16 protein-coding genes are annotated in these 19643 nt (G+C 65.4%); 11 read left to right on the top strand and 5 right to left on the bottom strand.

From position 1 onward, the window contains the following. The 3 genes from cyoA to hmpA all read right to left on the bottom strand — a co-directional run bounded on the left by cyoA (position 1) and on the right by hmpA (position 3374). Complete coding sequence (gene cyoA, locus MF6396_RS06400) at positions 1–942, bottom strand: ubiquinol oxidase subunit II (RefSeq protein WP_043864404.1); 942 nt, start codon at positions 940–942, stop codon at positions 1–3. 562 nt (positions 943–1504) lie between these two features. Further along, complete coding sequence (locus MF6396_RS06395) at positions 1505–2011, bottom strand: disulfide bond formation protein B (protein WP_043864403.1); 507 nt, start codon at positions 2009–2011, stop codon at positions 1505–1507. A gap of 181 nt (positions 2012–2192) precedes the next feature. Then, a complete protein-coding gene (gene hmpA, locus MF6396_RS06390; protein WP_054916293.1) occupies positions 2193–3374 on the bottom strand; it encodes an NO-inducible flavohemoprotein in 1182 nt (393 codons plus the stop codon). A gap of 155 nt (positions 3375–3529) precedes the next feature. Between hmpA and norR the strand changes: the two genes are divergently transcribed. From norR to MF6396_RS06370, 4 genes are all read left to right on the top strand, one after another. Beyond that, on the top strand, positions 3530–5077 hold the full coding sequence (gene norR / locus MF6396_RS06385) for a nitric oxide reductase transcriptional regulator NorR (RefSeq protein ID WP_043864401.1): 1548 nt from the start codon (positions 3530–3532) through the stop codon (positions 5075–5077). An 81-nt stretch (positions 5078–5158) separates the two neighbouring features. Further along, the gene (locus MF6396_RS06380) at positions 5159–6058 is read left to right on the top strand and encodes a chemotaxis protein (protein WP_043864400.1); all 900 of its coding nucleotides are present in this window, start codon (positions 5159–5161) and stop codon (positions 6056–6058) included. A gap of 151 nt (positions 6059–6209) precedes the next feature. Continuing rightward, positions 6210–6515 carry a hypothetical protein gene (locus MF6396_RS06375; RefSeq protein ID WP_078479912.1) on the top strand — a complete coding sequence of 102 codons (306 nt, stop codon included), beginning with the start codon at positions 6210–6212 and terminating at the stop codon, positions 6513–6515. Next, positions 6494–7255 (top strand): YkgJ family cysteine cluster protein, encoded by a 762-nt coding sequence (locus MF6396_RS06370; protein WP_078479911.1) that lies wholly within the window; start codon positions 6494–6496, stop codon positions 7253–7255. Before MF6396_RS06375 ends, MF6396_RS06370 begins: the two co-directional genes overlap by 22 nt. A gap of 7 nt (positions 7256–7262) precedes the next feature. Here MF6396_RS06370 and MF6396_RS06365 read toward each other — a convergent pair whose 3' ends face one another. Next, the gene (locus MF6396_RS06365; protein WP_078479910.1) at positions 7263–8846 is read right to left on the bottom strand and encodes a methyl-accepting chemotaxis protein; all 1584 of its coding nucleotides are present in this window, start codon (positions 8844–8846) and stop codon (positions 7263–7265) included. A 211-nt stretch (positions 8847–9057) separates the two neighbouring features. On the opposite strand from MF6396_RS06365, the gene MF6396_RS06360 reads away from it, so the two are divergent. The 7 genes from MF6396_RS06360 (at position 9058) to MF6396_RS06330 (ending at position 19013) form a co-directional block, all read left to right on the top strand. Then, complete coding sequence (locus MF6396_RS06360; protein ID WP_058541382.1) at positions 9058–10236, top strand: efflux RND transporter periplasmic adaptor subunit; 1179 nt, start codon at positions 9058–9060, stop codon at positions 10234–10236. Then, on the top strand, positions 10233–13334 hold the full coding sequence (locus tag MF6396_RS06355) for a multidrug efflux RND transporter permease subunit (RefSeq protein ID WP_043864395.1): 3102 nt from the start codon (positions 10233–10235) through the stop codon (positions 13332–13334). Before MF6396_RS06360 ends, MF6396_RS06355 begins: the two co-directional genes overlap by 4 nt. A 9-nt stretch (positions 13335–13343) precedes the next feature. Continuing rightward, on the top strand, positions 13344–14018 hold the full coding sequence (locus MF6396_RS06350) for a heavy metal response regulator transcription factor (RefSeq protein WP_043864394.1): 675 nt from the start codon (positions 13344–13346) through the stop codon (positions 14016–14018). Further along, on the top strand, positions 13993–15375 hold the full coding sequence (locus tag MF6396_RS06345; RefSeq protein ID WP_078479909.1) for a heavy metal sensor histidine kinase: 1383 nt from the start codon (positions 13993–13995) through the stop codon (positions 15373–15375). The genes MF6396_RS06350 and MF6396_RS06345 overlap by 26 nt, the downstream gene beginning before the upstream one ends. 207 nt (positions 15376–15582) lie before the next feature. After that, positions 15583–15804: a hypothetical protein gene (locus tag MF6396_RS06340; RefSeq protein ID WP_043864392.1), complete on the top strand. Its 222-nt coding sequence runs from the start codon at positions 15583–15585 to the stop codon at positions 15802–15804. Between the two features lie 255 nt (positions 15805–16059). Next, a complete protein-coding gene (locus MF6396_RS06335; protein ID WP_231390716.1) occupies positions 16060–17334 on the top strand; it encodes an OprD family porin in 1275 nt (424 codons plus the stop codon). A gap of 176 nt (positions 17335–17510) precedes the next feature. Continuing rightward, positions 17511–19013 carry a GGDEF domain-containing protein gene (locus MF6396_RS06330; protein ID WP_043864390.1) on the top strand — a complete coding sequence of 501 codons (1503 nt, stop codon included), beginning with the start codon at positions 17511–17513 and terminating at the stop codon, positions 19011–19013. On the opposite strand, the gene MF6396_RS06325 is transcribed toward MF6396_RS06330, so the two are convergent. Further along, positions 19010–19486, bottom strand: coding sequence for a PA2169 family four-helix-bundle protein (locus tag MF6396_RS06325; protein ID WP_078479907.1), 477 nt, complete (start codon positions 19484–19486; stop codon positions 19010–19012). The genes MF6396_RS06330 and MF6396_RS06325 overlap by 4 nt on opposite strands. Between the last annotated feature and the right edge of the window lie 157 nt (positions 19487–19643).

Here is a 19643-nt window from a genome sequence, read left to right as displayed (position 1 = left end):
TTACTCCTCTGCCCCAGCAGCTGAATGCATACTCACGTCCATCGCTTCGGCCGCTTCTTTGTGCTCTTTCTTCTCGTGCACCACCGGCTTGCCACGGTTCATGCCCTCGTACTTGTCGACGATGGACTGGAACATGTTTTCCGGGGCCACGCTGTAGAGCGCAACCGGGTTGTTTTCGCTAGGTTTGGCCAGAGCCTCGTAGGTGGCCTTGTCCAGTTGTTGCGGCGACTGCTTGACCTCGTTGACCCACGCCTCGAAATCTTCCTGGGACGTGGCGATCGCCTTGAACTTCATGCCGGTGAAGCCGGCACCGCTGTAGTTGGCGGAGATCCCGTCGAACTCGGCGTTCTGGTTGGCAATCAGGTGCAGCTTGGTGGTCATGCCCGCCATCGCGTAGATCTGGCCGCCCAGGCCCGGGATGAAGAACGAGTTCATCACGGCGTCGGAGGTCACGCGGAAATTGACCGGGGTGTTGGCCGGGAAGACGATCTTGTTGACCGTGGCAATGCCCTGTTCCGGGTAGATGAACAGCCATTTCCAGTCCAGCGCGACCACGTCGATCTGCACCGGCTTCACGTCGGAATCCAGTGGACGGTACGGGTCCAGCTTATGGGTGGAGAGGTAGGTGACATAACCCAGGGCGATGATGATCAGCACCGGGATGGACCATACGGCCACTTCGATCTTGGTCGAGTGCGACCAGTCAGGGGTGTAGGTGGCAGCCTTGTTGGAGGCGCGATACTTCCACGCGAACGCGATCGTCATGAAAATGACAGGAATCACCACCAGCAACATCAGGCCGGTAGCGATCAGGATCAGGTTCCTTTGCTCAATGCCGACCTGGCCCTTCGGGTCGAGCAGGGTCCAGTTGCACCCACTGAGTAAAAGCATGCCTAAAAAGGGCAGAATGCCAAACAGTCTGGGGTAACGCTTTTTACTCATCTCACGACCTCTAGAGCAGCTTGCTTCAATGCAATTTGTGTTTTGGTCGCCAACACTTCGTCCTGCCAAGCGTCAGCATTTATGGGATCGAATACGGTCACGCCGGAATTCAGCTGCGGCTGCTCGGCAGAACCGGTGTGCAACGGTGCTTATTGTTTTGACTTCGTAGGCAATCAGGCCTGTTTACAGACCAATTCCATTTGGTGCGGAAAATCACGGGAGGGGGGTCAGCCCGGCATCGCCGCAGGCGATGCTCGTCAGAGTCACGAAAGGGGCCGGAGCTCCTTTAATCCTGCAACTCGCAAGCGGTGCCGAACGGAAATTGGGGGCGATTGTAGTGACGTAACATGGCCATGACTATGACTTATTGAGCAACAGTCCTTTACAGAAAACGTAACAATAGCGCAGCAAAAATCAATTTCGCGACAGTTTGTCGCACCCCTGGCTGTAGCCCTGAAATGCCCGTACCGCAAGGGTTGGGACTTGATCCAGGTCAACCTGGAGGCGACTTCTTCGGAAAATTCTCAAGCCCTGCGCACTTGCCTCGACACGGGACTTTTGTCTAACGCTGGCGACGGTTGCGGTAGATGCCCAGCGGCACCAGCACGGCGGTCAGCACGAAGGCCAGCAGCGCCCATTGCGCCAGCGACAGCCCCAGCACCGGCGGGTACGGCGTCGAGCAGAAACCATCCACCTGGAACACCAGCGGCAGCACCGAGGCCAGCGGCAGGCCGTCGACGATCGGCTGCAGTGTGTCGATGCCGCAGCTGACGGCCGGGTTGGCCAGGATGTAGGCGTGGTTGCCCGCTGCAGCAATGCCGCCGATGGCGCTCAGCACCACCAGGGCCTCGAACAGCGTGAGGCTGCGCCGCCCGGGCATGGCCGCACCGATGAAGGCGAACAGGGCGATGAACAGCAATGCATAGCGCTGCAGGATGCACAGTGGGCACGGTGCCTCGCCCAGCACGATCTGCATGTACAGGGCACCGCCGATCAGCGCCAGGCAGATGGCGCCCAGCAGTACCAGAAAGCGCCGTTCCCGATTCAGGCGCTGCGTTAGATCGTTCATTCCCGTTCCCTTCACTAGATAGGTGGCTCAAGCCTGGGCGCAATTCTACACGCCGACCATGACCACAGGGAGTGAAGGTTAAACCGATTAAAAGAAGATTAAGGTCGGCAGCTTAGCCGGCGCCTGCAGCACATACGCGCAGCTGCAGGCGCCGGCATTGTCGGCGAACAGGCCCCGGCCCTTACTCGAGTGCTGCCGCCGGCCCGAAGAACTCGTAGCGGCTCTGCTGCTCCGGCACCCCCAGGGCCTTGAGCTGACGCCTGATCGCCGCCATGAAGCCCTTGGGCCCCAGGAAGTACGCGTCCAGGTCACGCTCGACCGGCAGCCACTGCGCCAGTTGATCCTGGCTCAGCAGCCCCACGGCGTCGGCCGGCAGGCTCACCCCATCATCCTCGGCGTAGCAATAGAAGCGCTTGAGCTGCGGATGACGCGCCGCGCGTTCGTCCACCCAGTCGCGAAACGCATGCACCGCACCGTTGCGCGCGCAATGAATGAAGTGCACCAGGCGACCGCTGGCCAGGGCCGCGTCGAGCATCGCCAGGGTCGGGGTGATCCCTACCCCGCCGCTGATCAGCACCAGCGGCTTGTCGCTGGCGCTCAGGGTGAACTCGCCCGCCGGCGGGAACAGCTCCAGGGTATCGCCCACCTGCAGTTGCTCATGCAGGTAGTTGGACACCTTGCCGCCCGCCTCGCGCTTGACGCTGATGCGGTACTCGCGGCCGTCACCCAGCGCCGACAATGAATAGTTGCGCCGGTGCTCCTGGCCATCGATCTGCACCTTCAGGCCCAGGTACTGGCCGGGCTCGCCCTTGAGGACCGGGCCGCCATCGAGCGGGGCGAAGTGGAACGAGACGATCTCGCTGCTCTCCTGCACCCGCGCCGCCAGCCGGAACGCCCGCGCACCGCGCCAGCCACCCGGCGCCTGGGCCTTCTGCTGGTACAGGCCCTCTTCGGCGCCGATCAGGATATCGGCCAGTTGCTGGTAGGCCGCGCCCCAGGCCGCGATCACCTCGGGGGTGGCGATCTCCTTGCCGAGCACCTCTTCGATGGCACGCAACAGGCAGGCGCCGACGATCGGGTAGTGCTCGGGCAGGATCTGCAGCGCCACGTGCTTGTTGATGATCTGGTTCACCAGGCCGCCCAGTTGCTCGAGCTGGTCGATATGGCGTGCATACATCAGTACGCCATTGGCCAGCGCCCGCGGCTGGTCGCCGCTGGCCTGGTTGGCCTGGTTGAACAACGGACGCACCTCGGGGTATTCGCTGAGCATCAGTTTGTAGAAGTGCGTGGTCAGCGCCTCGCCGCCGCTTTCAAGCAGCGGAACGGTGGCTTTGACGATGGCACGATCTTGGGCATTGAGCATGGGTAACTCCCGGGCTTTATGGCTTCTGGATAATCTGCCCGGGTTGTTTCAGCTTTCGTGCCAACTATTAAATCCATATAAATCAATAGCTTGAATATTTTTGAGTCAAATTGACCACAGCCCTGCTAGAGTCATAAAGACTCGAAGGAGTCATCATGACCGCAAAATCCCTGCTTACCGCACTGCTGCCCCTGGTCAGCGACCTGTCTCGCGAGCTGCCCGAACGCGAACGCTACCGTCGCCTGCTCGAAGCCATGCGCGCCCTGTTGCCATGCGACGCCGCCGCGCTGCTGCGCCTGGATGGCGAATGGCTGGTCCCCCTGGCGGTGGACGGCCTGAGCCCCGACACCCTGGGCCGACGCTTCAAGGTCAGCGAACACCCGCGCTTCGCCGCCCTGCTCAGCCGCAGCGAGCCGACCCGCTTTGCCAGCGACAGCCAACTGCCCGACCCCTACGACGGCCTGGTCGAGGGCCTGCACCAGCACCTGGAGGTACACGACTGCATGGGCTGCCCGCTGTTCGTCGACGAACGGCCCTGGGGCCTGATCACCCTCGATGCGCTGGCCCCGGAGCGCTTCCAGCAGGTCGAGCTGGACGCCCTGCAGGCCTTCGCCAGCCTGGCCGCCGCCACGGTCAACGTGGCGCAACGTATCGAACGCCTGGCCCTGCGCGCCGAAGACGAACACCAGCGCGCCGAGATCTACCGCCAGGCCAGCGGCCAGCAGCACCAGGAACTGATCGGCCAGAGCAAGGCCCACAAGCACCTGCTCGAAGAGATCCGCCTGGTCGCCGGCAGCGACCTGACCGTACTGGTCACCGGTGAAACCGGGGTCGGCAAGGAGCTGGTGGCCCAGGCCATCCACCAGCAGTCGGCGCGTGCCGACAAGCCGATGATCAGCCTCAACTGCGCCGCCTTGCCCGACACCCTGGTCGAGAGCGAGCTGTTCGGCCATGTGCGCGGCGCCTTCACCGGCGCGGTGGGCGAGCGACGCGGCAAGTTCGAGCTGGCCAACGGCGGCACACTGTTTCTCGACGAAGTGGGCGAACTGTCGCTGGCCGTGCAGGCCAAGCTGCTGCGCGTGCTGCAAAGCGGACAGCTGCAGCGCCTGGGCTCGGACCAGGAGCACCAGGTGGATGTGCGCCTGATTGCCGCCACCAACCGCGACCTGGCCGAGGAAGTGCGTGCCGGGCGCTACCGCGCCGACTTCTACCACCGCCTGAGCGTGTACCCGCTGCGGGTGCCGGCGCTGCGCGAGCGCGGGCGCGACGTGCTGCTGCTCAGTGGCTACTTCCTGGAGCAGAACCGCTCGCGCATGGGCCTGAACAGCCTGCGCCTGAGCAGCGATGCCCAGGCCGCGCTGCTGGCGTACGACTGGCCGGGCAATGTGCGCGAACTGGAGCACCTGATCGGCCGCTCGTCGCTCAAGGCGCTGGGCCAGCACCCCGAGCGGCCGAAGATCCTGACCCTGGAGGCCCGCGACTTCGACCTGCCCGGCGCCGGCCCGGGCGCAGCGCCCAGCGTGGCGGCGCCACTGCCACCACCGCCCGGCACCGACCTGCGCCAGGCCCTGGACCTGTACCAGCGCCAGCTGATCGAGGCCTGCCTGGAGCGCCACCAGCACAACTGGGCCAGTGCCGCGCGCGAGCTGGGCCTGGACCGCGCCAACCTCAGCCGCCTGGCCCGCCGACTGGGGCTACGCTGAAGTGCAGTGGCGGATTAAAGCCTGGCGTGCTCGGGTCGATAACCCGGCAGATCCCTTATTCTCTTTGCCCTGAAGGTGCCTATGGCCTCGCAAAATGCCCGCGCCGACTCGCTGTCGCTGCTGCTGTTCACCCTGCGCAGCGGCAAGCTGATGGCAATCAACCTGCTCAAGGTCAGCGAGATCATCCCTTGCCCGCCCCTGACCAAGCTCCCGGAATCGCACCCGCACGTCAAAGGCGTGGCCACCCTGCGGGGCAACTCGCTGTCGGTCATCGACCTGTCGCGCGCCATCGGCGAGCGCCCGCTGGAAGACCCCAACGGCGGCTGCCTGATCGTCACCGACATCAGCCGCTCCAAGCAGGGCCTGCACGTGCAGGCGGTAAGCCGCATCGTGCATTGCCTGAGTACCGACATCAAGCCGCCGCCCTACGGGTCGAGCAGCAAGGCATTCATCACCGGGGTAACCCAGGTGGACGGCACGCTGGTGCAGGTGCTGGACATCGAAAAGGTCATTCACGGCATTGCGCCGCCGCCGCGTGAAGTGAGCAGCAGCGAGCTGAACCCCGAAGACGCCGCCGTTCTGCAGGCCACCAACATACTGGTGGTCGATGACAGCCATGTGGCACTCCACCAGTCGGTGCTGACCCTGCGCGGCCTGGGGCTGGAATGCCACACCGCCAAGAGCGCCAAGGATGCCATCGACACCCTGCTGGAGCTGCAGGGCACCGACCGGGAGATCAACGTAGTGGTCTCGGACATCGAGATGTCCGAGATGGACGGCTACGCCTTCACCCGCACGCTGCGCGAAACGCCTGACTTCCAGCACCTCTATGTACTGCTGCACACCTCGCTGGACAGCGCGATGAACAGCGAGAAAGCCCGGCTGGCAGGGGCGAATGCGGTGCTGACCAAGTTCTCCTCGCCGGAACTCACCGATTGCCTGATCGTGGCCGCGCGGGCGGTGGCTTTCGCCGAGCGCTGAGCCGACCCCCTTCGCCGGCAAGGCCGGCTCCTACAGGGGCCGTGATCCCTTGCCGGCGAAGGGGCCAGGACAAACGCTGAAACGCTCCTGCTCCTGCAAAAACCGATGCTCTGGCATAATCAGCGGCCTCTCCCCTCATGAGCCGCCCATCATGAAAGCCCTCACCTTCGCCCTGCTGGCCCTGTTCAGCCTCGGCGCCCATGCCTCCAGCGACCAGGCCTGGGCCGACCACGAACAAGCCCTGACCAGGGCCTGCCTCGCCGCCAGCCAGTTCAAGGATGCCCGGCCCGCCAGCAAGCCGGCCGAGTTCGACGACCGCGTCGGCTACAGTGCCCTGCTGATCAGCGGCCACTACCCGCAAAAGCACATGAAGAACCAGCAAGGCAGCGAGCTGTGCCTGTTCGACAAGCAGCGCAAGACTGCCTTCATCACCGAATGGACCCCCGCCAAACCGTGACCAGCGCTGCAACCTCACTCCAGTTCGACTGCACCGGCTGTGGCAAATGCTGCAATGGCCACCACGTTCCCCTGACCCTCGACGAAGCGCGCCACTGGGTGGCAGATGGCGGCCAGCTCATCGTGCTGGTGGAAGCCTTTCTGGCCAACGGCCTGGGCCTGCCCGACGCCCAGCGCGAGCACGCCACCCGCCGTGCCTGCGCCGTGCCCTGCGGCAGTACCCAGGCACACGTGGCCATCACCTTCGCCGCGTTCAACCCCGGCGCCTGCCGCAATCTGGATGCCGACAACCTGTGCCGCATCTATGAGCGCCGGCCGCTGGTGTGCCGCATCTACCCGATGGAAATCAACCCGCACATCCCGTTGCGCCCCGACGCCAAGGACTGCCCGACCGAAGCCTGGCAACGCGGCCCGGTACTGATCCACGGCAGCCAGTTGATGGACCGCCAACTGGCCGAGCTGATCGAGCGCTCGCGCCAGGCCGACCGCGACGATATCCACGCCAAAGTGCAGATCTGCCAGCAACTGGGCATCACCACCAGCGCGCTCAAGGGCAACGGCTTCACCGCCTACCTGCCCGACACCGGGGCGCTGCACGCCGCCCTGCACGCCCCGGGCAACGCCGCGCTGGCGCCCTGGACCCTGCACGTGGAAAACCCGGCACTGGTCGAGCAACTGCATCAGGCCGGCGCCCGGGTGTGCAGCACATCGGCTGGCCACTACAGCTTCATCGGTTTCTGAGCGGCGCCTAGCGGCGCTGCCAGAACTCCTCGGCCAGGCGCCGCAGGTCTTCGGCCAGGCCGGCCACGTCGCTGGCGTTGGCATGCCCGTGCTGACCGGCCACCACGCTCTCTTCGCTGGCCTGGCGAATGCTGATGATGTTGCGGTTGATGTCTTCGCTGACCAGGCTCTGCTGCTCCACCGCCGCAGCAATCTGCAGGCTCATCTCGCTGATCTGGTTGACCTGCTGGCTGATGCCGTCCAGCGCCACCGCCGCCTGCTGCGCCTGCTCGACGCTCTGCCCGGCATGCTCGCGGCTCTCGTGCATGGCCTGCACCGCATCGCGGGTGCCGCGCTGCAAGGCGCTGATCATGCGCTGGATTTCGCCGGTGGACTCGGCCGTGCGCTTGGCCAGGCCGCGCACCTCATCGGCGACCACCGCAAAGCCACGCCCCTGATCCCCCGCCCGCGCCGCCTCGATGGCCGCGTTCAGTGCCAGCAGGTTGGTCTGCTCGGCGATGCTGTGGATAACCGACAGCACTCCGGAAATTTCCATGCTGTGGCCTTCCAGGGTGTGGATAACCTCGGTGGCAGCGCTCAGCGCGCTGGCCAGCTCGAGGATGCTGCTGCGGCTGCGGTCCACCAACTGGTGACCATTCTGGGTGGCATCTTCGGCATGCTCGGCGGCCTCCGAAGCCTGCTGGGCATTGCTGGCCACCTCGGCCACGCTGGTGGTCATCTGGTTGATTGCCGCCGCCACCTGATCGGCCTCGCCCTGCTGGCCCAGGGTGGTGGTGTGGCTGTGCTGCAGGTGCTGCGCCAGCTCTGCGGTGTGGCCGGCCAGGCGCTGCGAGGTGTCGCCAATGCGCCCCACCACCGCCCCGATCTGCGCCTCGAGCATCAGCAGGGCGAACTCGATCTGCCCCCCGGCGCCCGCCTTGCCGGTATACAACTGCTGGCTCAACGGGTTGTCGGCAATCGACTGCGCCCGCACACGCAGTTGTTCCAGCGGGCGCAGCAGCACCGACACCAGCAGCGCACTGAGCCCACCGGCGGCCACCAGCTCCAGCAGCCACTGCCACGGCAGCGCCGGCACCAGCAGGCGGCTGGTGCCCAGCACCACTGCCAGCACCAGGCCTGTGCCCAGCCCCAGCTGCAGCGCCAGGCCAGGGCGCGGCAGGCGTTGCCACCAGGGCAACGGGCGCTGCTGGCGCAAGCGTGCATAGCAGCGTTCGGCGGCCTCCACCTGCGCCGGGGTGGGCTTGGTGCGCACCGACTGGTACTCCACCGTCTGGCCCTGGCTGGTGACCGGCGACACGAATGCGCTGACCCAGTAATGGTCGCCATTCTTGCAGCGGTTCTTCACCAGCCCCATCCACGAGCGGCCGGCCTTGAGGGTCTGCCACATCTGCGCAAAGGCCTGGGAAGGCATGTCGGGATGGCGTACCACATGGTGCAACTGGCCAATCAGCTCGTCGCGCTCGAACCCGCTGACCTTGAGAAAATCCTCGTTGGCATAGGTAATGGCGCTGGTCAGATCGGTGGTGGAAAGGATATTCGCGTCACCGGGGTAATCTACATTGCGGCCGGTCACAGGCAGATTGCTCTTCATCGAAAGCGCTCGCGTTTTTATAGGTGGAGGGGCGGCAGGGCGAGAGACTCTACGGGGCAACATTTAGTAAAACCTTGATCCAGCGCAGACTATTGGCACTTGGCCATCTGCCAGCTGACAGCGCTGACAGGTGGGCGTCACACTGCTGACCCCCAGTAGCAGCTATAACCTACTGACAGCCCTCCTTTTTCTGCCCTGGCGCCGTGCACGCATGCGAATTTCCAGCTCTCGAGTGTTTTTTTTCGGCCTGATAGCGTTGCTGCTGGGCCTGGCGCTGTACCTGACTTTCGGTCGCCACACGGCCAGCCAACCGGCCATGCCCGTGGCCACCCCGGTCAGTGTGATCCAGGTGCAGCAGCAGGATGTGCCGCACTACCTCAGCGCCATCGGCGCGGTGCAGTCGCTGCACAGCGTGCAGATCCGCCCCCAGGTGGAGGGCGTGCTGACCCGGATCCTGGTCAAGGAGGGCCAGTCGGTGCAGGCCGGCGACCTGCTGGCCACCCTGGATGACCGCAGCATCCGCGCCAGCCTCGAGCAGGCCCAGGCGCAACTGGGCCAGAGCCAGGCCCAGCAGCAGGTGGCCGAGGTCGACCTCAGGCGCTACCGCCTGCTCAGCGAAGACAACGGCATCTCGCGCCAGACCCTCGACCAGCAGCAGGCACTGGTCAACCAGCTCAAGGCAAGCATCCTCGGCAACCAGGCAGCGATCGCCGCCGCCAAGGTGCAGTTGTCGTACACCCAGATCCGCTCGCCGGTCACCGGACGGGTGGGCATTCGCAACATCGACGAAGGCAACCTGGTGCGCACCAGCGACGCCCAGGGCCTGTTCAGCGTGACCCAGATCGACCCCATTGCGGTGGAGTTCGCCGTGCCGCAGCAATGGCTGCCGACCCTGCAGGGGCTGGTGGCCGCCGAACCCCCGGCGCCGATCCGTGCCTACCTCGAAGGCAACGGCGACAGCGGCGGCCTGCTGCTGGGTGAAGGGCACCTGAGCCTGATCGACAACCAGATCGCCGCCAACACCGGCACCCTGCGCGCCAAGGCCGCGTTCGACAATGCCCAGGCCCGCCTGTGGCCGGGGCAACTGGTGAGCCTGAAGATCCAGACCAGCATCCAGCGCGATGCGCTGGTGGTGCCCCCCGGCGTGGTGCAGCGGGGCATCGACCAGCACTTCGTGTACCGCGTCGAGGGCGACAAGGTCGCGGTGGTGCCGGTCAAGGTGCTGTACCAGGACAGCAATCTCAACGTGATCAGCGGCGTAGCGGTCAACGACACGCTGGTGGCCGACGGGCAGTCGCGGCTTAGGCCCGGCGCCCGGGTCGAGGTACTGACAGCCCCGCCCGCCGCGCCCGTCGGCGACGATGTTGCCGGCAGCGGTGTGCAGCCATGAGCGGGCGCAGCTCGATCAGTGCGTGGTGCATCGACCGCCCGGTGGCCACCCTGCTGCTGACCTTCGCCCTGGTGCTGCTGGGCGTGGTGGCGTTCCCGCAGTTGCCGGTGGCACCGCTGCCCGAGGCGGACTTCCCCACCATTCAGGTCAGCGCGCAGCTGCCCGGCGCCAGCCCCGAGACCATGGCCTCGTCGGTGGCCACCCCGCTGGAGGTGCAGTTCAGCGCCATCCCCGGCATGACCCAGATGACCTCCAGCAGCGCACTGGGCTCCACCAGCCTGATCCTGCAGTTCACCCTCGACAAGAACATCGACACCGCCGCCCAGGAAGTCCAGGCCGCGATCAACACCGCCTCCTCGCGCCTGCCCCAGGACATGCCGAGCCTGCCCACCTGGCGCAAGGTCAACCCGGCCGACAGCCCGGTGCTGATCATGACCGTCAGCTCCGCGCAGATGCCGGCCAACGAACTGAGCGACTACGCCGAAACCCTGCTGGCACGCCAGCTGAGCCAGATCGACGGGGTCGGGCTGGTCAACATCACCGGCCAGCAGCGCCCGGCGATTCGCGTGCAGGCCCAGCCGGAAAAACTCGCCGCCATCGGCCTGACCCTGGCCGACCTGCGCCAGGCCATCCAGCAGACCAGCCTCAACCTGGCCAAGGGCGCGCTGTACGGCGACAGCAGCGTGTCGACCCTGGCCACCAACGACCAGCTGTTCCACCCCGATGAATACGCCCAGCTCATCGTCGCCTACCGCGACGGCGCTCCGGTGCACCTCAAGGACGTGGCCACGGTCATCAACGGCGCCGAAAACGCCTATGTCAAAGCCTGGTCCGGCGATCAGGAAGGCCTCAACCTGGTGGTGTTCCGCCAGCCCGGGGCCAACATCGTCGACACCGTGGACCGGGTCATGCAGGCGCTGCCGCACCTGGAGGAAATGCTCCCGGCATCGGTGCAGGTGTCGGTGCTCAGCGACCGCACCCAGACCATCCGCGCCTCGCTGCACGAGGTGGAGATCACCCTGCTGATCGCCGTGCTGCTGGTGATCGCGGTCATGGCGCTGTTCCTGCGCCAGTGGTCGGCCACGCTGATCGTCTCCAGCGTGCTGGGGGTATCGCTGGTGGCCAGCTTCGCGCTGATGTACCTGTTCGGCTTCAGCCTGAACAACCTGACCCTGGTGGCCATCGTCATCGCCGTGGGGTTTGTGGTGGACGATGCCATCGTGGTGGTGGAAAACATCCACCGGCACCTGGAGGCCGGCGACGACAGCCGCACGGCTGCCCTCAAGGGCGCCGGCGAGATCGGCTTCACCGTGGTCTCGATCAGCTTCTCGCTGGTGGCCGCGTTCATCCCGCTGCTGTTCATGGGGGGCGTGGTGGGGCGGCTGTTCAAGGAGTTCGCCCTCACCGCCACCTCCACCATCCTGATTTCGGTGGTGGTCTCGCTGACCCTGGCGCCGACCCTGTGCGCGCTGTTCATGCGCCGCCCGCAACACCCCGAGCACGCCGCGCCGACCTTCGGCGAACGCCTGGTGGCCGGTTACGATCGGCTGCTGGTCAGGGCCCTGGCGCACCAGCGGCTGATGCTCGGGCTGTTCTTCGTGACCCTGGCCCTGGCCATCGGCGGCTACGTGGCCATTCCCAAGGGCTTCTTTCCGGTGCAGGACACCGGCTTCATCCTCGGCACCACCGAGGCCGCAGCCGACGTGTCGTACCCGGACATGGTGCGCAAGCACCAGGCGCTGGCGAAGATCATCGAGGCCGACCCTGCGGTACGCGCGTTCTCGCACTCGGTGGGGGTTACCGGCAGCAACCAGACCATCGCCAACGGGCGCTTCTGGATCGCCCTCAAGGACCCTGCCCAGCGCGACGTGTCGGCCAGCGAGTTCATCGACCGGCTGCGCCCCAAGGCCGCCCAGGTGCCGGGCCTGGTGCTGTACCTGCGGGCCGGGCAGGACATCAACCTCAGCTCCGGGCCCAGCCGCAGCCAGTACCAGTACGTGCTCAAGAGCAACGACGGCCCGGCGCTCAACCTGTGGACCCAGCGCCTGACCGAACGTCTGCACGCCAACCCGGCGTTCCGCGACCTGTCCAACGACCTGCAACTGGGCGCCAGCGTGACCCGCATCGACATCGACCGCCAGGCCGCCGCGCGTTTCGGCCTGACCACCGCCGACGTCGACCAGGCGCTGTACGACGCCTTCGGCCAGCGTCAGATCAGCGAGTTCCAGACCGAGACCAACCAGTACAAGGTGATCCTGGAAATCGATGCACGCCAGCGTGGCAAGGCCGAGAGCCTGGCCTACTTCTACCTGCGCTCGCCCCTCAGTGGCGAGATGGTGCCGCTGGCGGCGCTGGCCAAGGTCGCGGCGCCCAGCACCGGGCCGCTGTCGATCAGCCACGACGGGCTGTTCCCGGCCGCCAACCTGTCGTTCAACCTGGCACCGGGGGTAGCCCTGGGCGATGCGGTGAGCATCCTCGAACGCACCCAGCGCGAGCTGGGCATGCCGGCCTCGATCATCGGCACCTTCCAGGGCGCGGCCCAGGCCTTCCAGAGTTCGCTGTCGAGCCAGCCGTGGTTGATCCTGGCCGCGCTGGTGGCGGTGTACATCATTCTGGGGGTGCTCTACGAGAGCTTCGTGCACCCGCTGACCATCATTTCCACCCTGCCCTCGGCGGGCCTTGGCGCACTGGCGCTGCTGTGGCTGATGGGCCAGGACTTCACCATCATGGGCCTGATCGGCGTGGTGCTGCTGATCGGCATCGTCAAGAAGAACGGCATCCTGCTCATCGACTTTGCCCTGGAGGCCCAGCGCCAGCGCGGGCTTGCGCCAGAGGCGGCGATCCACGAGGCGTGCCTGACGCGCTTTCGTCCGATCATCATGACCACCCTGGCAGCCCTGCTGGGCGCGGTGCCACTGATGCTCGGCGCCGGGGCCGGGGCCGAGCTGCGCCAGCCGCTGGGCATCGCGGTGGTGGGCGGGCTGCTGGTCAGCCAGGCGCTGACACTGTTCACCACGCCGGTCATATACTTGGCCCTGGAGCGCCTGTTCCACCGCCGCCGCAACGACCTGCCGGCGGCCCGGCCGATCGAGAACTGAGAGCCGACCATGCGTGTGCTGATTATCGAAGACGAACAGAAGACCGCCGACTACCTGCATCGCGGCCTCACCGAACAAGGCTTTACCGTGGACCTCGCCCCGGACGGCATCGAGGGCCTGCACCTGGCCCTCGAGGGCGACTACTCGGTGATCGTGCTCGACGTGATGCTGCCGGGCCTGGATGGCTACGGCGTACTGCGCGCCCTGCGTGCACGCAAGCAGACGCCGGTGATCATGCTCACCGCCCGCGAGCGCGTCGAAGACCGCATCCGCGGCCTGCGCGAAGGCGCCGACGACTACCTGGGCAAGCCGTTCTCGTTCCTCGAACTGGTGGCGCGCCTGCAGGCGCTGACCCGCCGCAGCGGCGGGCACGAGCCGGTGCAGATCCAGGTCGCGGACCTGTGGGTGGACCTGATCAGCCGCAAGGCCAGCCGCGCCGGCCAGCGCCTGGAACTGACCGCCAAGGAGTTCTCGCTGCTCAGCGTGCTGGCGCGCCGCCAGGGCGAGATCCTGTCCAAGACCGCGATTGCCGAGCTGGTGTGGGACATCAACTTCGACAGCGACGCCAACGTGGTGGAGGTCGCCATCAAGCGCCTGCGCGCCAAGCTCGACGGCCCGTTCGAGACCAAGCTGCTGCACACCATCCGAGGCATGGGCTATGTACTGGAAAGCCGTGCGCACTAACTCCATCGCCCTGCGCCTGAGCCTGCTGTTCAGCCTGGTGGCGCTGGGCGTGTTCCTGCTGATCGGCGGTGCCCTGTACAAACAGGTCGACCGCAGCCTCGACCTGCTGCCGGAGGCCGAACTGGACGCCCGCTACAGCGTGCTGGAATCGGCGCTGACCCGCTATGGCACCCGGGAGCACTGGGCCAAGATCACCAACAAGCTCAACCTGCTGAGCGAGGAAGACCGGCGTATCCGCTTCTGGGTGGTGAGTGGCGACGCGCACTACGAGTACGGCCAGCCCGACGCCGCGCTACGCGACTTTGCCGCCGGCCCGCTGGGCATGCGCGACCTGCAGATGGAGGGCCGGCCGTACCCGTACAAGGTGCTGGTGAGCGAGCTGCCGGCGCTGGACCGGCGCCCTGCCCTGCGCTTTCTGCTCGGCATCGATACCGAAACCTTCTGGCACACCCAGCACACCCTGCTGGGGGCATTGATCAGCCTGGCGGTGATCGGCGTGCTGCTGGCCTCGGCCCTGGGCTACTGGGCTGCCCGCATCGGCCTGCGGCCGCTGCGGGCGCTGTCGGCCGAGGCCCAGCAACTGGCGCCACCGCACCTGAGCGCACGCCTGTATGCGGCCGACCTGCCGCCAGAGCTGCAACAGTTCGCCGGCACCTTCAATGCCACCCTGGAGCGGGTCGAGCAGGCCTATTCACGCCTGGAGGGGTTCAATGCCGACGTGGCCCATGAGCTGCGCTCGCCCCTGACCAACCTGATCGGCCAGACCCAGGTGGCGCTGACCCGCGGTCGCAGCGCCGAACATTACTTCGAGGTACTGCAATCGAACCTGGAGGAACTGGAGCGGCTGCGCAGCATCGTCAACGACATGCTGTTCCTGGCCAGTGCCGACCAGGGCAACAAGGCCACAGCGCTGACCAGCAGCTCGCTGGCCGAGGAAGTGGCGACCACCCTGGACTACCTGGACTACATCCTCGAGGACGCCCAGGTACGGGTGCAGGTCAGCGGCGATGCACGGGCGCGCATCGAGAAGGCGCAGTTGCGCCGGGCGCTGATCAACCTGCTCAACAATGCGGTGCAGCACACGGCCCGCCAGCAGGTGATCCAGGTGCATATCGAGCGTCAGGGCGAGCAGGTATGCATTGCCGTGAGCAACCCGGGCCCGGCCATCGAGGCCGTGCACCTGCCTCGCCTGTTCGAGCGCTTCTACCGGGTGGATGCCGCGCGCAGCAACAGCGCCGTGGGCAACCATGGGCTGGGGCTGGCGATCGTCAAGGCGATTGCGCTGATGCATGGCGGCAGCGTGTTTGCCCGCAGCCAGGCGGGGGCCAATACCTTCGGGATTCTGTTGCCGGCCTGAAGCCCCCATCGCGGGTCAAGCCCGCTCCTACAAGGGCCAGCGAACACCCTGTGGGAGCGGGCTTGACCCGCGATGGGCCAACGCTGCGCTCGACTGTTGCCCGAAATGCAACAGTGCATTGCCCAATCCCCTCTGTTTCAACCCCCCACCGAGGACTATCGTACCCACACCAAATAGATAGCTTGCTATGCAAGAAGGTAGCTTCAAATGTCCAACAGTATGGGTATTGCCAGTATTTTCGTCCTGTCGTCCGTATTGCTCTCGCCCCTGGCCATGGCCGAGGAGTCCCCTGCTTTCGTGGCGCAGTACGCCGCCCGCGCCGCTGCCGCGCAGCAAGGCCGCGAAGCCCTCGCCCAGCAGCAGGACCACGCCAAAAACCTGGAGCAGACCGCGTCCAAAGGTTCTGCGAGTGCCGACAAAGACAGCTGATACGCTGCCTCTGCCTCTCTCCTATTCCCTCGACTGCTGCGCTGGCGACGTGTTCGCCTGCGTGGCCGTCTTTCAAAGCCGCTGCTATCAGCGGCTTTTTTTTGGCCTGGACAAAAGGTTCTGCGGCCAGAGATGTGTCCTCACAAGAAAACACCGCTTCGCACAATAAAAAGCTGCATCCCTCACCTCAAGGAGTCCACACCGGTGATCCACGCGTTTCGCTTGACCCCGCTGTTCGTTGCGCTGGCTGCAACGATGCCCCTGCACGCCCAGGCCGACGAGGCCGAAGGCTTCGTCGAAGGTGCGCACCTCGACGTGCTCAGCCGCAACTACTACCTCAACCGCAACCAGCTGCAGCGCGGCAACCACGACAACCGTGAATGGGGCCAGGGCTTCATCGGCAAGTTCGAGTCCGGGTTCACCCAGGGCACCGTGGGCTTTGGTCTGGATGCCCATGCCATGCTCGGCCTCAAGCTCGACGGCGGTGGCGGTACGGCGGGTTCGAGCATCCTGCCCTACCACTACAAGGACGATGGCGAACTGGGCAAGGCCCCGGATTCGTTCTCCAATGCCGGCGCTGCCATCAAGCTCAAGGCCTTCGACACCGTACTGCGTGCCGGCGACCTGTTCCTGACCAACCCGGTGATCGCCGGTGGCGAAACGCGCATGCTGCCGCAGACCTTCCGCGGCGTCAGCCTGACCAACAACAGCATCGACGGGCTGCAACTGGAAGGCGGCCAGGCCAGCTTCACCAAGCTCTACAACCAGAGCGGCCACAAGCGCATCGGCGCTACCTACGGCAACCTGCCAGATGACCGCGAAAGCCGTCACCTGAACTGGGCCGGCGCAGCCTGGGCACCGGTCGAAGGTTTTACCAGCAGCCTGTACGCCGCCGAACTCAAGGACGTGTGGAACCAGTACTACCTGGACCTGGACTACACCTGGCAGCTCGCCGACGGCGTCAGCCTCAACCCCGGCCTGCACTATTACCACACCCAGGACACCGGCGATGCGCTGCTGGGCAGCATCGACAACAACACCTACAGCCTGCATCTGGCGCTCGGCGTGGGTAACCACACCGTCACTGCGGTGTACCAGCGGGTCAACGGCAACACGCCGTTCGACTACATCACCCTGGGCGACAGCGTGTACCTGGACAACTCGCAGATGTACTCGGACTTCAACGGGCCTGGCGAGCGTTCGTGGAAACTCAAGTACGCCTATGACTTCGCCGGCGTCGGCATGCCCGGCCTGACCACCGCCGTGTCGTACTCGCGCGGCAAGCTGGACCTGAGCAAGGTCGACCCGGCCAGCGCCGGCTACAGCAACTGGTACAGCGCCGACGGCGACAATGCGCGCCACTGGGAACGCGACATGGACCTGGCCTACGTCTTCCAGCAAGGCTCCCTCAAGGACCTCAGCGTGCTGCTGCGCTGGGCCTCGCACCGTGGCAGCCAGGGCTACGCCCAGGTCGACAACGATGTGGACGAATACCGCGTGATCGTCGAATACCCGCTCAACGTCTTCTGATCCCACCGCCATGCGCCAAAGAGCTTGCAGGATGCAGGCTCTTTTCCTGCAAATAGCCCCAAGATGCCGTACATCAATCGGCACCAGCAACAGCTTGTCCGACAATCTGCACCCGCCTAGAATACCGCCGCCTCGCACCTGCCCTTTCAACGACAGCGGTACGAATCACCTCCATCATGCCTTCGCGCCTTCCGCCCCAGCGCCCGACCCTGTACAGGACTCATCCGGAGTTGATCCTTAACCTGGGCAGTTGCCTGGCGGTTCTGGCCATCATCACCATCGTGACTTTCCTGCTGGTACGCGAAAAAGCCAACGTGGGCCAGGCGGCCGCACGCTCGGCCAGCAATATCGTGCAGTTGATCGACACCGACATCGTGCGCAACGTCGAGCTCTACGACCTGTCGCTGCACGGACTGATCTGGGCCATCCAGCGCCCTGAGCTGGCCAGCGTGGCCGCGCCGCTGCGCCAGCAACTGCTGTTCAACCAGGCCTTCACCGTGCCGTTACGCGGCGACATCCTGTGGCTGGACCGCAACGGCAACGTGGCGGCCGACTCCACCAGCGTGGTGCCACGCAGCGCCAACTTTGCCGACAGCAGGGTGTTCCAGGCCCATCGCGACAACCCCGGCCTGGGCCTGGTCATCAGCCCGCCATTCAAGGCACGCCTGGGCGAGTTGGACTGGTGCATCAGTTTCAGCCGGCGCATCAACGATGCCGATGGGGCCTTCGCCGGTATCGCGTCAGGCGCCCTGCGCCTGGCCTACTTCAGCGAGCTGTTCCAGCGCCTGGACATCGGCCGCGACAGCAGCGTCAACCTGTTCAACAGCGACGGCGTGATGCTCGCCCGCCACCCTTCGCTGCCCAGCGACCCGCTGATCGGCGCCGACCTGTCCGAGCAACCCAACTTCAAGCGCGCAATGGCCCAGGGCAACGGCAGCTTCACTGCGCGTTCGAGCCTGGACGGCAAGCATCGCCTGTACACCTTTTCACGGGTGGACGACCTGCCGCTGTTGGTGGTGGTGGCCTTGTCCACCGACGAGGTCTATGGCTCGTGGCGGCGTACCGCACTGGTGGTCAGTATCGCTACCGGCCTGTTGTGCATCGGCATCCTCTGGCTGTCGTTGCTGCTGGGGCGCGAATTGCGCAGGCGCCACAGCGCCGAGCAGGGCCTGGCCGAACTGGCAGCCACCGACAGCCTCACGGGGCTGGCCAACCGTCGTCAGCTCGACCAGGTACTGCGCCGCGAATGGGCACGTGCCCAGCGCAGCCAGCGGCCGCTGGCGGTACTGATGGTGGATGTGGACCACTTCAAGGCGTTCAATGAACGCCACGGTCACCAGGGCGGGGACGAAGCGCTACGCCAGGTGGCGACGACGATCGCGCACAGCATCCGCCGCCCGGCGGACCTGGCTGCGCGATATGGCGGGGAGGAGTTTCTGGTCATCGTGCCCGAGACCGACCTCAACGGCGTGCTGACCCTGGCCGAACGTATCCGCAGCAGCGTCGAGGCACTGCCGCCGTTCGGCGACGACCAGCACCCGGTGACCGTCAGCATTGGCGTGGGCCTGCAGACGCCAGAAGCCCAGCAGGATCTTTCGACCTTGCTGGGCTGTGCGGACGATGCGCTGTATTGCGCCAAGCGCAACGGGCGCAACCGGGTAGAGGTGTACGCCGGTTAGGAACGTGCGCGGGCCGCGTCGCGCAGCACCTTGACCTGGTCATGGTTGCGCTGCACGCCATGGTACTGGCGCTCGACCAGGGCATATGCCGGGTCACCTGCCGGTACATTCAGCTTGGCCAGTTTTTCCAGGGCATCCTTGTAGGCTTTGAGGGCGTGGTCTTCACCGCGCTCCACTTCTTCCAGCACCGCCTTGTCGTCGTTGCTGGTCAGCGAAGACTTGAGGTTGACCCAGGCGCGGTGCATGTCACCGCTGAGGCTGGTGGTGGTTTCCGGGTCGCCGCCCAGGGAACGCACGTGCTGCTGCAGATCTGCGGCGGCGCTACGGCATTCGCCTTCACGCTGCAGGAAGAACGCCTTCAGGTCCGGGTTCTTGGCATCCTCGGCAGAAGTCTTGAAGCCCTTCTCGCCATCCTTGCTGTACTCGATGAGGTTGTTCAGAACCGAAATAACGTCTTTGTTCACGTTGGTCATGACAGTGCTCCTTTGCATGAGGGTGGTTGCGTAGTACAGGAGCAGTGTTCATGCCAGCTTTTCTTTAAAAATTAAATCTTTTAAAATCAACAACTTATAAAAATTTTGAACCTTCCCCAAGCAGCGTTTTGCATGAACGGACCTTTGGTCTCGTGCA

The organism is Pseudomonas sp. MF6396 (assembly GCF_002018915.1).
Taxonomy (GTDB): Bacteria; Pseudomonadota; Gammaproteobacteria; order Pseudomonadales; family Pseudomonadaceae; genus Aquipseudomonas; species Aquipseudomonas palmensis.
This window is presented reverse-complemented; position numbering and strand designations above follow the sequence as displayed.